This window comes from Niallia sp. (assembly GCF_031978665.1).
GTDB lineage: Bacteria > Bacillota > Bacilli > Bacillales > Cytobacillaceae > Niallia.
On the sequence record NZ_DALZDK010000016.1, the window covers coordinates 1 to 16,523 of the forward strand.

Sequence of the window (16,523 nt, forward strand, 5' to 3'; positions counted from 1 at the left end):
GGAATAACAAGGGTTTGAGAAAATGAGGGTAGCAGGACATTAATATTACTGAACAGAAATTATAATTAACCAATAAAGTAACTAACAGGTCACAAAAAACCTTTCCGATTTCTCCTTCAAGTGAGAAAATAAAATAAATTCTCTGTCACAGTGACGCCTCGAATTATGTCGACAGGGAGTTAAAAAGATTGCAATTCTGTATTTTTAAGTTGTGATGGCAACATTGTAGAGAAAAATGAATACAATTACACCTCATATAGTTTTTGGGAGGACAAATGAACGAACTTCATTGGAAATTCTTCACTTAAATCGAAATTGAGTAATCCATTTACGTATGATAGTTACAGATATACCTATAGTTATCGACAAATTTCGGGTTGTGCACTGTGACTTAAAATTATAAAGATAGAGATATCGCAATTCTCCATGTTGAAGGCTTCGACATTGATTATGGATTTAGCTATGATACTGACCATTATTTAGGCCAAGATATAGTATTAATTGATTATCCAAATCATGGCGATGGAAACTCCCTTTATATAAATAAAGGACAATTAGTACAATATCGCTCGCATTATATACCAAATATTTTTAGCAAGGAAACTGGTAAATTGGGAGTTAAGCAAGAACGGGTTACAATTAGTTCCCGGATTGTAACAGGCAATAGTGGTGGGCTGGTTATTAATTTGCAAAATGAGGTTATTGGGATTGCCACAAAAGGATTTAAAGACATTTCACCGAATTCGAAAAATGATTCGACTGCTGAGAGCATGATAGTAAAAATTGAAGATGCTTGTATTGCTTGTATGACAGTTTCTTCTGAAATAAGTAAAATATTATCGTAAAAACAGAAAGCATCATTGATAGCTTTCTGTTTTTCTGAAAAACTGGGCTTACTGATTTTCTCAAACAAGATTGCTGCTGAAAGCATAAAAGTTCCTCAACATTCCTTCTTTTGTATTGATTTAAATACATTCATTTCTCCCACAACCAATATACAAATATAACGCTAGCATTTTTAAATAAGCCATTAGGTTTCTTAATATCAAAAAATGATATAATAAAAATAAAATTAAGAATGAACCGGAGGCGCATATGTATGAAATGGTCTGAGGTACGCGAACATTTTCCAGAACGGTGTGTCTTAGTTGAAGCGTTAAAATCCGAATCGAGAGGAAAAGAAAGAATTATCAAAGAAATGTCAGTAATTGATGACTTTGAGAACGGTAATGCAGCATGGAAAGTGTATAAAAAACTACATGGGGAAAATCAAAATCGTGAATTATATATTTTTCACACGAATAACGAAGAAATAAAGGTAATTGAGCAGCCATATATAGGAGTGCGAAGAAGAGTATGAGATTTCAAATGGATGACCACTTACCTCTAGTATCTGTTGAGATTGAATACAATGGGAACAAAAAGATATTCAATAACGTATTGCTTGATACCGGCTGCTCTTCAACCATTTTAGATACAGATTTATGTGAAGAAGTCGGATTGATGCTCGATTTAGAAAATGCCATTACACGAAAGATGTATGGAATTGGCGGTACGGAAATTTGCATTGAGCAAAAAGTATACGGTATGAATATTGACGAGTTTCAACTTAATAATTTCACTATACAGCTCGGCGATGTTAGAGAAATGCATGGATTTGACTGCATCATCGGCAGTGACTTCTTTCTTGCAAATAAATTAATCATCGACTTTGAAAATATGGAAGTGCGAAAAAATTAGGTTAAGGTAAACACCACTACATCAATATTTATCTGCCATCACCATCCAAGCCACGTGGGCAACTTGTATTAAAATAAACTCTTCTCAGTAAAAAAGGGGTACTCAAGTGAAATTTTCTTCATTTGAGTACCCCTTCCTCTTTATTTAAAACACCTTCGTAGTCCAATCCTCACAATTCCAAATATCTGTCGCAATGTCACGATAGAAATCAGGTTCATGGGATACCATTAAGATGCTTCCGCGATATTCCTTTAATGCACGTTTCAGTTCTTCTTTTGCATCTACATCCAAGTGATTGGTAGGCTCGTCGAGAATTAATAAATTTGTTTCTGTGTTTAAAATTTTACACAAGCGAACTTTGGCTTTTTCGCCACCAGAAAGGACTTCGATTTTACTTTCAATATGTTTCGTCGTTAATCCACATTTTGCAAGAGCAGCACGGACTTCCGCCTGATTCATGCTTGGGAATTCGCTCCAAATTTCTTCAATACAAGTGTTGTAGTTGGACTCTTTCACTTCCTGCTCGAAGTAGCCGATGTGTTGATAATCACCGCGTTCCACTGTACCTGAGATTGGATTGATTAATCCAAGAATACTTTTTAAAAGCGTAGACTTACCAATACCGTTTGCACCAACGAAGGCGATTTTTTGTCCTCGTTCCATTTTCAAATTGAGCGGGCGAGAAAGTGGTTCGTTATAACCAATAACAAGATCTTCAGCCGTGAAAATCCAACGACTAGCTGCACGAGCTTCTTTGAATTTAAACTCTGGTTTTGGCTTCTCTTTCCCTAATTCAATAATGTCCATTTTGTCGAGCTTCTTTTGACGAGACATCGCCATATTACGAGTCGCAACACTAGCCTTGTTACGTGCAACGAAATCTTTCAAATTAGCAATTTCTTGTTGTTGACGCTTGTAAGCAGACTCTAGTTGTTGCTTCTTCATTTCATGTATTTTTACGAAGTTATCATAGTCGCCAGCATAGCGATTCAACTCTTGGTTTTCCATGTGATAAATCAAGTTAACAACATTGTTCAGGAATGGAATATCATGTGAAATCAAGATAAATGCATTTTCATATTCTTGTAAATAGCGCTTCAACCATTCGATATGCTGTTCATCCAAATAGTTTGTAGGCTCATCTAGTAATAGGATTTCAGGCTTTTCTAGCAATAGCTTGGCTAGCAAAACTTTCGTACGTTGCCCACCGCTAAGATCAGCTACATCTCGATCGAGCCCAACATCATCTAGTCCTAGACCACGTGCAACTTCCTCCACTTTTGAATTAATTTGATAGAAGTCATTACTATCTAACGTTTCTTGTAGCTCTCCAACTTCTGCAAGTAATGCATCGATATCAGCACCTTCATCACCCATTTTTGCATAAAGCTCATTAATCTCTGCTTCAGCATCAAAAAGATATTGAAAAGCAGTACTTAAAGCTTCACGCATTGTAGTACCTTTTTGAAGTACAGCATGCTGATCTAAATAACCAACACGAACTTTTCGTGACCACTCCACTTTCCCTTCGTCAGGTTGTAGCTTTCCAGTAACAATATTCATGAAAGTAGATTTACCTTCACCATTTGCCCCAACTAGTCCAACGTGTTCCCCTTTTAAAAGTCGAAAAGACACATCATTAAAAATCGCACGATCACCGAAACCGTGACTTAAACCTTTTACGTTTAATACGCTCATTTTTTTAACCCCTTCTTTTATATCACATGTAGATATCATACTAGATTTATATTAGATTTTCTAACTTGTAATTATTATTTGTGTAAAATGAAATTCGATTATGGAATTATACTTGCTTGGGCATCTCACAAGTAGGATAAAAGTCTATTATACAATAGGATAGGAGGTTTTCCTATATGGGAATAGTTGAATAAAAAATGAAATAATTGGTTGAGTTCTAAAAGAAAATTTTAGGGTGTACATTCCATACGTAAGATGAAAAGAGTTAGCGCCCCACATTATATCTGACTATCCTTCAGATAAAAAATAGTGGGGATCAGCACGAATTGTTTTTTGAATTCCTCAGTACATGTTCGGCGTTCTCTTATAGTCATGTAGATTCTCCCCAAATATATGATCTGTAATCAACTTTGCCTAAAAAAAGTGTAGCCTATTCACAATCCCTGTTAATTTTAAAAGGAAAAGTAAGAGAGGGTAGAGAATAAATATATTGGATAAATAAAAGTGGGAGTAGGGATATGTTATGGAATTCGAGGATTAACTAAGATAGAAATATCATTTGGGAGACGAAGTGGCTAAAGCTTATACAAGTCGGTGGAATGGAATCCTAACAAAGGGGTATATAATGGAGAAAGAATAGAACCGCACTATTTGAAGCAGAAAGTGTTCAAACCTTAGTCTTTCTTTAATTTGATAACGCTTTCTTGCGCCGCTTTTCCTCAAATTAAAGAACTCATTTATTAGAACTTAAAAGATTATTTGTAAGGCAGTTTTCATAATTAAAAAACGTGGTAAGAGGAGGAAACGATGGAGAATTTAACTTTTCATAACCCGATTCTAGAGCCTGGGGCAGATCCATGGGTGTATAAAGATAAAGATACTTACTATTTTATGGTCACAAAAAGAACAAGACTTGATTTATGGAAGTCACCTACATTAAGTGGAATGGCACAAGGTAATTGTAAAACAATTTGGACTGCTCCGAGTGAAGGAATCAATTGTGCTAATATTTGGGCTCCAGAAATTCATCGGTTAAATGGGAAATGGTATATATATTTCACAGCAAATGACGGGATAGGCGATGATCAATCAAGGAAGATTTTTGTGCTAGAGAATTCTGCGGAAGATCCGTTTAACGGGACTTGGGTAGAAAGAGGATATGTAAATACAGAATATCCTGGTTTAGATGGAACGATTTTTGAACATAAAGATCGACTTTATTTTGTATATGCTGGATATGGGAACTTTCCTGAGTATGGTTCAGCTCTATATATAGCTGAGATGGAAAATCCGTGGACACTTACTGGTCCGAACGTATTATTGTCAAAACCTGAGTATGATTGGGAAAAGCAAGGTGGAATGGCGATTAATGAGGGACCTGTAATGTTAAAGAGGAATAATAAGTTGTTTTTAATTTATTCTGCTAGTACCACTTGGTCTGATGATTATAGTTTGGGGATGTTAACAATCTCAGAGAATATGGATGTCATGAATCCCGACGTTTGGATTAAATCTACTCAGCCTGTGTTTAAGAAAAGTATCGAAAATAAGGTATTTGCTCCTGGCCATAATAGTTTTACACAATCTCCTGATGAAACAGAAGATTGGATTGTTTATCATGCTATCTCCGAATCAGAGGGAGGAAGCCAGCGACGAAGTACCAGAATACAAAAATTCAATTGGAATGCCGATGGTTCCCCTAATTTTGGAAGTCCATTATGTACATCAGCACCGATTGTCATTCCTTCTGGTGAGTGATAAGTAGGGAACTGAGGAATTCGGTAAGGAAATGTTCGCTACTGTTAAAAATTCCAAGAAGATAACGATTTAAAAGTAAATGGTGAGGTAGGGTCAAAGACTTTTGCTGAATTAGTTACATTAGATAGTAAGCGTTTTCTCTATAAATGAAGGCCAATTGTCTATCATTTGTGAATGGAAAGCAATAGAGTGGAAATAAAGAGGAGGGTGCTTAATGTCTGTTACACCCTCTTTTTGTCGTGCATATATATTCTTTAATGTAAAACAATTGAAATGGCACTATATATCAATAACAATGCCATTATTAAATTAAATGTTTTCCGATGCTCTGATAGCGCCTTCTGAAAAATAGAGCCAAATAAACTCCAACTTAATGAACTTAGAAATCCAATAATTCCTAAGAATAATGAAAAGATTAAATAACTAAAGTAAGAAGTGTAGTAAGGTAATAGGAAGGTTGATACGACTGTAATTCCATACAGAATCCCTTTTGGATTTATAAATTGTACCAACGCGCCAATTACGAAAAGATTTTTGGCACTCTCTTCACTTCTTTCATTATTCATGTCTTTACTTGTAAGTGTTTTATAAGCTAAAAATAACATATAGCCAACGCCTAAAATGGTTAATGGTACCTTTATTATGGGGAAGATGTTTATAAGCAAAAGGTTAAAAATACTAGACATCAAGGCCAGAACAAAAAAGCCTACTGCAACGCCAAGGCTGAACTTAATTGTTTTTTTAAACCCATATTTATTTGCAAACGACATGGCCATAAAATTATTTGGACCTGGAGTAAAGCTACTAACTAATACAAACAAAAAGAACGATAAAAAGGGCATATTTAAACCTCCTACTCTAAATTGTATGTTATAATGTACGAAATTAACAATATAACATTCGATTGTTATATTATATAAATTGTACGTTAAATTGTAAATTGTTTAGAGGTGATTTCATGGAAGAAATTCAATTGATTTTGGCAAGAAATTTAAAGGCTATAAGAGAGAAGGAAAGACTTAGTTTAGAGAAAGTTTCAGAACTAAGTGGGGTTAGTAAAGCTATGATAGGACAAATTGAAAGAGGAGATTCAAGTCCAACTATTACAACCATTTGGAAAATTGCTAACGGATTAAAGGTTTCCTTTACGTCTCTTATTAGCGCTCCTCCACTTGATGCGAAAGTTGTTTTACGGAATGAGTTACAAGTAATGCCTGAAGATAATGGAAGGTACAGAGTTTATCCAGTGTTTCCATTTCAAGAAAATAAGCGCTTTGAAATTTATACAGTCGAAATTGATCCAGAGGGGAATCTCAGTTCAGTTGGGCACATAGATGGAGCAGAGGAATTTATAACTGTATTTGATGGAGAAATTGATATTACTGTAAACGAGTGTAAGTATAATTTGAAAAAAGGTGATTCAATAAGATTCAAAGCAGATAAACCCCACATATATTCTAATGCAGGACAGGCATTATCTCGTTTAAGTATGATAATTTACTATCCAGGTTAAGAGAATTTGTATTTGTTTCTCTTCTTTAAATTTTTTGGTCAATATTTACCTAGGTAGTTGATAGTCGAATTTCTAATAATGGAAGCGGAGAAATTATTTATTTAATCTTGCTCATAATCAAGATTCCAAACAAATTTAGGGCTGAATTCATAGTGATTCGGCTTTTTGTTTTGTCGACTATTTATCAACTATGTATGACGTATAGGTTCTTTCCTTTTGTCTCGTATATATATACGATGGAAATACTCCATATTAAACATATAATGAGTATTATAAAGTTTGATATGGAGTATTCCTATAATAAGGACTAAACTAGAATAGTCCTTATATGGTAGAAAGTGAATAAGAAAGGTAAAGAATATGAGTATAATAAAGGATTTTTTGCTACAACTGACGCTTATGGTAGTACCCATATTTATTAACTTTACAATTGTTTTGGAGAGGGTAAAGAGTCATAAAAATAGAAACATTATCATGTCTATTTTATGGGGAATATCCATATTGTTTTGCATGTCCTTCCCAGTGAGCCTTGGTCAAAATATACGACTAGATTTAAGAATTGTCCCGTTAATATTGGGGAGCTTATACGGAGGATTTTGGTCTTCCATCTTTCTTTCCATCCTTATAATCGTTTATCGGCTTTATTCTGGTGTTAGTATAGGATTTTATAATTCTGTTCTTGTTTTATTATTAACCATACCAGTTATATTGTTTTTTCAAAGATATTTTGCAAGATCAGAAAAACGCAAAAGAGTGAAAATTGCGATTGGTCTTTCCCTTTACTACTGTTTTATTGGATTTATTATCTTTATTATACTAAGAGGTTTTTCTATAGATTATGCCAAAATACAAATTATTCAACTTATTTTTGGTGCAATAGCTACTTGGTTCTTCATTGTGTTATATGAAACTATTATTGAGATTAATCAGATTCGAACAGAATTGCAAAATGCAGAGAAGCTACGAGTGATAAGTGAATTAACAAGTGTGTTTGCTCATGAACTTAGAAATCCGATGCAAGTTACACGTGGTTTTTTACAACTATTAAATGAGCCTGATTTGCCTAAAGAAAAAAAGGAATATATACAAATATCAATAGAAGAATTAGATCGAGCAAATGAAATTATTAATGATTTCTTAGCATTTGGAAAGCCGGTTATCAATAACAACGAAAGAATTGAAGTTGGTTATCAATTGCAACGTGTTGTAAAAATCATTCAAAGTTACAGTCTGAGTCATAATGTCCAGATGATAACAGAAATTCTTGAAGATTGCTGGATATACGCTAATGCACATAAATTAAACCAGTCTTTGATTAATATCTTGAAAAATGCGATAGAATCTATGCCAAATGGTGGAATTATTTGGATTACCTGTACTTCTACGGAGGATGGTTTTATAAAGATTACCATTAAGGATCAAGGAATTGGTATGACAAAAGAGCAAATGGATAGGCTTGGATATCCATTTTATTCATTAAAAGAAAGTGGGACAGGTTTAGGGATGATGGTAAGCTATCAAATTGTTCGATCTTTCAAGGGGGAAATACAGGTGAAAAGTGAAAAGGATAAAGGGACAGAATTTATTATTCTTTTACCCCAAATAAACTAAGGTAGCAAAAGTTCAGCCGAATTTTACACAACTCACAGGCATTTAAAGAAGCGAAAGTCTATTATTAGTTATTCGATTATGTTAATTTTATAAAATAAAAAATGGGGGGAGTAGAGTGCAAAATTTAAGGAGAATTACACAAATATGTCCAAAATGCAAAAAAAACAATACCTATGATATTATCCCAGAAATCCCAAATCAACCTGAATTCCAATTAGAGGTTGAAGAGTTCGATGAGTATACTTATTCAATTGGAAATGCAAATTATTATTGTATGGATTGTAATTATAAGTGGAAAAAGTATAGAGGGATGAAACCATATGAAAGAATTCAAGCAATTTATGCAGAGGTAGGTGGATATCCTGGTCCATATAGTCAAGTGAAAGTTGATTTTGCTGATAAAAAGGTGGAATACAAAAGTGAATTTCCTTTCTCCGATGAATTACCAATTAAGGTTACTAAAGAAATAATAGAAGAGGATATAGTGTTATTTCTGACTGAACTTCATAAATGTGATTTTCTTAACTGGGCTGAAGAATACAAGGTATTTGGTCTAGTAATGGATGGTACCCATTGGAGTGTTCGCATAGAATATGATACACATTGTGAGATAAAAACTGGAAGTAATCACTATCCACCAAAATGGATGAAATTTTGTAACATAATTTCCGGATTAAGTGGAAATGAGTTTTGCTAATATGAATTTGAATCTTATGTGAGTACTCTTTTGGAGTGCTTTTTTTGTTTTTACGAAGCTAATGATGTTCACTATATGGATGAAGCTTTGCATAGAGAATAAGCGTAGATGATTGAACTCATAAACAGTCAGGTAGACGTTAGATTGTTTATTATTGGGGGTAAATCTATAAAAGAAATGCTATTTGGTGAAACCTATTGTATGAATCATAATCATGAATACTTACTACATAAAAGTAAATCTGAGTTTACTAAAAAAAGGGAAATTTGGATAATACTAAGTGAGATAGCTGTATCCTATTTTAATTACATCCTTTTTTCATAGAAAGGTTAGTGAGGATAAATATATCAAAATTTTGCACTAATCTTGAAAGGGCAAACTTGTTGAAAGGCAAGGACGCAAAACCACAGGTCTAAGGTGCTAGCTAGGATGGCTGGGTTGCCGAAGGAGAGAAAGAGAAATGAACAAACGGAATGGTAGAAGAGTAGCGATAAAAAGAGTAAGGTACTACGCTGTACCTTTAAAAATCACGCTCTTATATGCCTTATTAGGTAGTATATGGATTTATTTTTCTGATCAAATTTTAAAAATATTGTTTATTGATTCAAATTTATTTTATTCATTATCCGTTTTAAAAAAATACTTCTTTGTCATTTTATCATCTGTATTAGTATTTGTTCTTGTTTCAAGAGGATATATTCGAGATAGAAAGCAGACTGATCGTGAATTGTGGAAAAGTGAACAGGCATTGAAGGAATCGATAAAAGAACTGGCTGATGTTCAAAAAGCATTAGATGAGTCCTCCATCATTGTAATTACGGATAGCAGGGGAACAATAAAATATGCTAATGATAAATTTTGTGAAATATCTCAATACACGAGAGAAGAACTAATTGGACAAGACCATCGTATTTTAAATTCAGACTATCATTCTAAAGAATTTTTTAGAGAGATGTGGAAAACGATTGGGACAGGGAAGACATGGAAAAGCGATATTCGAAATAGAGCCAAGGATGGGACTTATTATTGGGTTGCTACAACTATTGTTCCATTCTTAAATGAAGAAGGAAAGCCTTATCAATATGTAGCAATCCGAAATGACATTACAGAAAAGAAGCTAGCAGAAGAATCATTAAGAGAAAGTGAAGAGCGCTATCGAAAGGTTGTGGAACGTGCGCCACTTGGAATTGTTATCTATCAAGAGGGTAGAATAATCTTTGCGAATAATTCAGCACGTAAAATAATAATGGTAGACAATGAAATTGGGCGATCTATTTTTTCTTTTATTCATAAGGAGTACCATGAAGCTTTTAAGGAGAGATTATCAGATCTGGCAATAGGATATGAAGTCCCCTTTGAAGATATAAAATTAATTCGAGGAGATGGAAGCGTCATTGATGCAATGATTGGAGGGGCAACTTTTAATCATGAAGGTAAAACTTCTACCATGATGATGATTCGAGATATATCAGAAAGTAAACGAATGCAAAATGAGTTAAAGGAAAGTGAAGAGAGATATGGTAGACTTGTCGACCTCTCTCCAGAGGCGATAATTATCCACTCGAATGGATTAATTAAGTATGGGAATCCGGCTTGTGTGAAACTATTGGGTGCATCAACACTAGAGCAGCTAATCAATCAACCAATTAGTAAGTTCTCCCATCCACAATATATTAATTCAGTTAATGAGCGAGTAGAAAAAGTAAAAGATATAGGGGTGAAATTAGCTCCTTTTGAAGAGAAAATCATTAGTTTAGATGGAAGAACTTTAGATGTTGAGGTTACGGGTATTACCATTAACCATGAAGGAGATCATGCATTTCTGATGATATTTCGGGATATTACTAGTCGTAAAAAAGCGGAGGAAGCACTTCAGCAGAGTGAGGAAAAATATCGATTAATTGCGGAAAATATGACTGACCTTGTAAGGGTGGTAGATCCAAAGGGTATCGTAGTCTATGCTTCCCCGTCACATGAACATGTATTGGGTTACTCTCCAAAAGTATTTGAAGGGAATAATGCCTTTTTATTGATTCATCCAGCTGATATTGAAAAATTAGAAAATATATTTAAGAGTGGAATGATGGATAAGGAAGACCATACTGCCGATTTTCGAATAAAACATGCGAATGGTCATTGGGTTTGGATAGAAGCACATGCAAAGCTAGTTTTAAGTGAACGAGACCATATTCTGAGACTCCAAGTTGTGGGCAGAAATATTACAGAGAGAAAAATGCTGGAAAAGAAATTAAGCAATATGGCTTTCTATGATCCATTAACAGGGATTCCAAATCGTAGACTCTTTCGAGAAAAGTTAATACAGACAATAAAAGTGGCGGATCGGTATAAAAGAAAGTTTGCTCTCCTGTATATGGATATTGATAAATTTAAGGAGATAAATGATACCCTCGGACATGACGCCGGAGATGAATTGTTAAAACAATTTTCCGAGAGAGTCCAAAACTGTCTTCGTGAAAGTGACATGCTTGCTAGACAAGGTGGGGATGAATTTACTATCCTTCTCTCTGAAATCAAAGAAGAACAGGATGCTTTGATGATTGCTGAGCGAATTCTTGCTTCTCTTCAGAAACCATGGATTATTAATAATCACGAGTTTTATACAACATCAAGTATAGGAGTTGCGTTTTATCCTAAAATAGGAACTACCGTTGGTGAACTGATGAAATATGCGGATACGGCGATGTATGCTGCTAAAGAATCTGGAAGGAATAATATTAAAGTATACACGACATAAAAATTTACTATGTACAAATTATACAACTAAAGCAGCGGGGGACTCCACGCTGCTTTAGTCATTAACACTTGTAAATAAATATAAATACTTTCTATTTAGTCCTGTAGTTATTGTATTGAGAGAGGACTCTATTAAATAATCTTTATCTATACAATTTAAAAAAATACGCATCCCATAATTAATTATAGTAAATCACACTTTTTGGGGAATAGTATTCTTATCGAATATTTAGAGGGTGTGTAAGATGAATATAATGAAATATTCAAAGACATTATTGTTTTTGACCATGATAATACCTTGGGTTACTGCACCATTATTAGGTAAAAAAACGCTTAAACATTATTTGCCAGCAGGTGTATTTATTGCATTAATGGTGAGGTTAACCAATGTCATTGCCAAAAGGCGTAAATGGTGGTGGTGGTATGGAACACTTCATCCTAGATTATCAAGAGTAATCCCTTTTATGCTTGGACCATTTTTTGTTGGTTCCATATGGATATTAAAATGGACGTATGGCAAGTTCTTAAGATATTTGGCATTGAATATGTTCTTTGATGGAATGTTTACATATGCTATGGTGCCTATCTTAACAAAATTCGGAGTAGCATCTTTGGTACGAATGAAAAAAATTCAATTAATGTATGTTTTTATGGTTTTAACTTTAATCTTATATGCTTTTCAATTTTTATATGAAAATATTCACCTTAATAAATGGAGATTTGAAAAAGATAAAAAAGTTGACTTGATGTAAATATTAAGTGAAGGTAAAAAAGAAATGGAGTAATTAAGAAAAGAACGAATCGGAGAAATCTCTCATTCGTTCTTTTCTTATTTCTGCAAATTAAATAAAGGTTTGTGAATTCTATTTTTCTGGATAACTGTTAGCAATACATACTTTATTTCTTCCGGAATTTTTTGCATAATAAAGAGCCCTGTCCGCATCATCAATAATATCAATAGCTTTGCTAGTTGTTTCATTGTAACAAGCTATTCCAATTGAAATGGTTAGGTGGATATTTTCCCCAAATGCATAGAAAGGATATGACTCCACAGTTTTTCGAATATTTTCTGCCATTTCTTTTGCTTTTTCCAAAGGACAATCTAGTAATAATACGGTAAATTCTTCTCCTCCATTTCTGCTGACCACATCATAAGATTTGGTGCAATTTTTTAGTACTTCACCAAGTTGTTTTAATATTTCGTCCCCTTTTATATGTCCATATCTATCATTAATTTTCTTAAAGAAATCAATATCTATATAAAGGAGAGAAAGTTTTTCCTCTTTAGCATCAACCTGCTTTATCAATGCATTAAAGATATTGTCAAAGTTGCGATAGTTATTTAATCCAGTTAATCCATCTGTAGTTGACTCATTTCGATATTTTTCAAACAGTACTTGAATCGACCTTAAATAACGTATGACATAAAATGCAGTAAATCCTCCAAGATAGGAAATTGTCCAATAGGCTGGAATCAGTACAAGGAGAATATTTATTTCATCAATTAAATGGATGGCGAATAGTGTGAATATAAGATTGTTCCAAGCTAGTGTTAAAATGATTTTATTTTTTGTAGATAGTGTACTGCTTACAAAGAAAATAGCGCCAATTGTAGATGAAAAAATGAGTATTACAGAAAAAATGGATGACAAATTCATTCCGATATAAAGCCGACCGATAATGATTAAAATCATAGATATCAATGCAGGAAGTGATCCACCATAAAAAGCTAAAAGAGTGATGGGGATGTGTCTGAGATCTATTATGGCATCTTCAATATGAATACTATATTGCATAAGGATATTTCCGAGAATACCTCCTATAATCCCAATTCTTATTTTCCTTATCATTGATGACTGTCTATTTAAAGGGTTATCTGTGGTTATTTGACTATACAAAAAAAGTAAGGATATCAATATTGCAAGATTTGAAAATAAATCTTTAATTATCATAATTTTTCACCTTAAAATAAGATTGCATAATTGTTAGTAGAATTTCTTTAGTATTATCTATAATGGTAAAAATTATTTGGCGAGATAAAGGGAAAATAAGTAAAAATAACAGAGAACAATTTAATCATAAATACATATGGAAAAGATATGTGCTATGTTGTAAAAGCCTCTTGCATAATTGGGAAGGATCGACCTTGACATAAATGTTACTATTAGGCCCACCAGTGTAAAAAAAGTAATATATCCCTTTTAGTATTAAAAATGTTATATTTTACTATATATAATAATGATTAAAAACTTAAGGGGTATCCATGAAGGAGATAAAAAATACTTTAAATAAAAAGATATACTATAAAATCGTTTGTACGGGCATAGCCATTATTTTAATAGGGTTAATTATTGATATCCCACTTTTAAGTAAAGTCGAATTTGGATATCTATTTCGAGTCATACTGGGATTTGGTCTGTCCGTATGTTTATTGCTTTATCCTAAGTATGAGACAGATATTCTTAGAATAAGCATCATCGTATTAGCCTCTATCTACTTTTATATCCTTTTTCTTTTATACCCAGGATCTAGTTTTATTTTACTATGTTTAATCCCAGCTCTATCGATTTTATTTTTCAATTCAAAGCTTTTTTACTTTTCCTTGTTTTTGAATGGCGCATTAATTTTAATCTTATTTGGTTACATTCTGTTCATTAATCAAGCATATCAATACAGCTATATACAAGAGGATATAATTGGGTACCTATTAAACTTCCTTACAAGCCAAGTTATCATTTATTTTATTTTTCATTTAACGAATAGCCGAATGAAAAAACAGCAATTATATTATGAACAAATGCAACAGTCTGAACGATTAAAGACATCTGGTCAGCTTGCAGCAGCTGTTGCACATGAGATTAGGAATCCTTTAACGGTTGTGAAAGGTTTTTTACAAGTTTTCGAAGGGGATCCGTCTTTTTCCTCTGAGCGAAAAAGACATTTTACTTTGATGATAGATGAATTAAAAATGGCCGAACAAGTTATTTCTCAATTCTTAACAATGGCTAAACCGGAGCAAGAAAAGGCTACGGAAATAGTAGATGTTAAGGTTGTGCTCCAAAGTGTTACGGATTTGCTTCATTCATATGGACTTTTACATGATAATCGAATTGAATTAAAGGTAACAGATGATTGTACTATTTCTGCTAATATCATTGAATTAAAACAATTGCTCATAAATATTATAAAAAACGCGATTGAGGCTTCTGATTATGGTGATTTAGTAATTGTAACGGCTGAAAGGGAAAAGGATTATGTTGTAATGAAAGTAATTGATCATGGACAAGGAATGTCAGAGGAAGAAGTTGCCTTACTTGGCACCCCATTTTACTCATTAAAAAGTAAAGGAACAGGGTTGGGCTTGATGATTTGCTTTAATATTGTCGAAAAATATCATGGCAAGATTGAATTTAAAAGCTTAAAAGATCATGGAACAACTGCTTCGATTCGCTTTCCATACCAAAATCAAGTATAGATAATGTCAAAAGATTTATAGAGAAGTATTAGTATAGATGAATAGAGGACATTTCAATTCAAAGTAATTGTCACATTAACACTTCCATTTTTTGTTGGAGAAGTTAAAGAAGTTTTAAAATTAGCTGTAATTTATTAGCAATGTATAATAATCATTTCGTAATCAGACTCGGTTTTCGTGGAAATAAACTTTTCCGCTTTCCGAGTCTTTTTTTCATTAAATGCTAATTTTGTTTGTTTTCTCGTTTTTTTACCAGTGCTCCATAAGCTTCCTTGTATTTACTATAAAAGTGACTTTTATTTAACCAGCCAACTTCATAAATAATTTCGTCAATCGTTAAATCAGTATTTTCAATCAAAAGTTTAGCGCGCTCTAAACGCTCTTTTGTTTGCAGTTGCTTAAAAGATTTTCCGGTTTTGTTTTTTATTAGATTACTAAGGTAGTTTTTATTGTAGTTTAGTTGATTGGCAAGTTGACTAAGCGTTAATGTCCTAAAATCTTGGTGGATGATACGTAAAATTTCAAATACCAGATTATTTTGGATTTGCTGATGCGTGTTACCGTGAACCTCAAAAGGGACGTTTTCAAGCAGCTCCATAAATAAAATGGACGTGTTAAGTCGGATGATTTCGTTAGCAAAGGGGCTATTTGAGTAATATTTATCAATAATCTGATCTAATAATTGTTTGATGACAACATGCTTGGAACTACGAAAAATTATATATGTGGAGTGGTTTTTTTCACACGAGGTATTTTCCATTAAAAAGTTAAAAATAAAGTGATTTTTATGCACAATGCTACTAAGACTTTCAAAATCAAGATTTTCAACGGGAATCATCAGGTTAATTAGCAAATCATTTATTCCTGGAGCTTTAACAAAATGCACTGCGTCTTTATCCATTAGCAAGATATCGCCTGTATGTAGGGTTTCTTCATTCCCATTAATAATTTGTTTAACTGTCCCTGTAAGCATATAGTTTAGTTCCAAAAAATTATGGCTATGTTCAGGAAAGTCGGCAAAACGAGAATGCTTGCTAATATAAACCTTGCGATTTTTTAAAAAATAGTCTTTTTTGATAACCATTTTGCGGTCGATATTGGCATAGGTTTCTTTATTAACTTTTGTTACTTTTCTGGCATTATTAAGATTATCTATTTCATCTAAACTTATATTAAACAATAGTTCTTCCACATTTTTTTGCATCCATAATACCACCTGTAATTTTGTTACTTTTATTCTAACATAATGTCATTGAAACCGTTAACATTTATTAATA

General features: G+C 33.1%; 14 protein-coding genes and 1 riboswitch. Of the genes, 10 read left to right on the forward strand and 4 right to left on the reverse strand.

The window, feature by feature from the left end; all coding sequences use genetic code 11:
• The first annotated feature begins 413 nt into the window (after positions 1-413).
• From RTL21_RS10390 to RTL21_RS10400, 3 genes are all read left to right on the forward strand, one after another.
• A complete protein-coding gene (locus tag RTL21_RS10390) occupies positions 414-845 on the forward strand; it encodes a trypsin-like peptidase domain-containing protein (RefSeq protein ID WP_312095896.1) in 432 nt (143 codons plus the stop codon).
• 254 nt (positions 846-1,099) lie between these two features.
• Positions 1,100-1,360, forward strand: a complete 261-nt coding sequence (locus RTL21_RS10395) for a hypothetical protein (protein WP_312095812.1) — start codon at positions 1,100-1,102, stop codon at positions 1,358-1,360.
• Entirely contained in the window at positions 1,357-1,740 is a 384-nt protein-coding gene (locus RTL21_RS10400; RefSeq protein ID WP_199418916.1) for an aspartyl protease family protein, read from the forward strand. The genes RTL21_RS10395 and RTL21_RS10400 overlap by 4 nt, the downstream gene beginning before the upstream one ends.
• Positions 1,741-1,884: 144 nt before the next feature.
• On the opposite strand, the gene RTL21_RS10405 is transcribed toward RTL21_RS10400, so the two are convergent.
• Positions 1,885-3,438, reverse strand: coding sequence for an ABC-F family ATP-binding cassette domain-containing protein (locus RTL21_RS10405; protein WP_312095813.1), 1,554 nt, complete (start codon positions 3,436-3,438; stop codon positions 1,885-1,887).
• A gap of 807 nt (positions 3,439-4,245) precedes the next feature.
• Here RTL21_RS10405 and RTL21_RS10410 point away from each other — a divergent pair.
• Entirely contained in the window at positions 4,246-5,196 is a 951-nt protein-coding gene (locus tag RTL21_RS10410) for a glycoside hydrolase family 43 protein (protein ID WP_312095814.1), read from the forward strand.
• A gap of 254 nt (positions 5,197-5,450) precedes the next feature.
• Here the strand turns inward: RTL21_RS10410 and RTL21_RS10415 are convergent, their stop codons facing one another.
• Positions 5,451-6,038 carry a LysE family translocator gene (locus RTL21_RS10415; RefSeq protein ID WP_312095815.1) on the reverse strand — a complete coding sequence of 196 codons (588 nt, stop codon included), beginning with the start codon at positions 6,036-6,038 and terminating at the stop codon, positions 5,451-5,453.
• Positions 6,039-6,154: 116 nt separating this feature from the next.
• On the opposite strand from RTL21_RS10415, the gene RTL21_RS10420 reads away from it, so the two are divergent.
• The 5 genes from RTL21_RS10420 to RTL21_RS10440 all read left to right on the forward strand — a co-directional run bounded on the left by RTL21_RS10420 (position 6,155) and on the right by RTL21_RS10440 (position 12,523).
• Positions 6,155-6,709: a helix-turn-helix domain-containing protein gene (locus RTL21_RS10420; protein WP_312095816.1), complete on the forward strand. Its 555-nt coding sequence runs from the start codon at positions 6,155-6,157 to the stop codon at positions 6,707-6,709.
• Positions 6,710-7,183: 474 nt separating this feature from the next.
• Positions 7,184-8,320 carry an ATP-binding protein gene (locus tag RTL21_RS10425; protein ID WP_312095817.1) on the forward strand — a complete coding sequence of 379 codons (1,137 nt, stop codon included), beginning with the start codon at positions 7,184-7,186 and terminating at the stop codon, positions 8,318-8,320.
• Between the two features lie 115 nt (positions 8,321-8,435).
• Complete coding sequence (locus RTL21_RS10430; RefSeq protein WP_312095818.1) at positions 8,436-9,017, forward strand: hypothetical protein; 582 nt, start codon at positions 8,436-8,438, stop codon at positions 9,015-9,017.
• Between the two features lie 363 nt (positions 9,018-9,380).
• Positions 9,381-9,463, forward strand: a riboswitch (cyclic di-GMP riboswitch).
• A 14-nt stretch (positions 9,464-9,477) separates the two neighbouring features.
• Positions 9,478-11,772 carry a PAS domain S-box protein gene (locus RTL21_RS10435; protein ID WP_312095819.1) on the forward strand — a complete coding sequence of 765 codons (2,295 nt, stop codon included), beginning with the start codon at positions 9,478-9,480 and terminating at the stop codon, positions 11,770-11,772.
• Positions 11,773-12,016: 244 nt separating this feature from the next.
• On the forward strand, positions 12,017-12,523 hold the full coding sequence (locus tag RTL21_RS10440; RefSeq protein WP_312095820.1) for a hypothetical protein: 507 nt from the start codon (positions 12,017-12,019) through the stop codon (positions 12,521-12,523).
• A 111-nt stretch (positions 12,524-12,634) separates the two neighbouring features.
• Here the strand turns inward: RTL21_RS10440 and RTL21_RS10445 are convergent, their stop codons facing one another.
• On the reverse strand, positions 12,635-13,723 hold the full coding sequence (locus tag RTL21_RS10445) for a GGDEF domain-containing protein (protein ID WP_312095821.1): 1,089 nt from the start codon (positions 13,721-13,723) through the stop codon (positions 12,635-12,637).
• A 311-nt stretch (positions 13,724-14,034) separates the two neighbouring features.
• On the opposite strand from RTL21_RS10445, the gene RTL21_RS10450 reads away from it, so the two are divergent.
• On the forward strand, positions 14,035-15,246 hold the full coding sequence (locus RTL21_RS10450; protein ID WP_312095822.1) for an ATP-binding protein: 1,212 nt from the start codon (positions 14,035-14,037) through the stop codon (positions 15,244-15,246).
• Positions 15,247-15,469: 223 nt separating this feature from the next.
• On the opposite strand, the gene RTL21_RS10455 is transcribed toward RTL21_RS10450, so the two are convergent.
• On the reverse strand, positions 15,470-16,450 hold the full coding sequence (locus RTL21_RS10455; RefSeq protein ID WP_312095823.1) for an AraC family transcriptional regulator: 981 nt from the start codon (positions 16,448-16,450) through the stop codon (positions 15,470-15,472).
• Between the last annotated feature and the right edge of the window lie 73 nt (positions 16,451-16,523).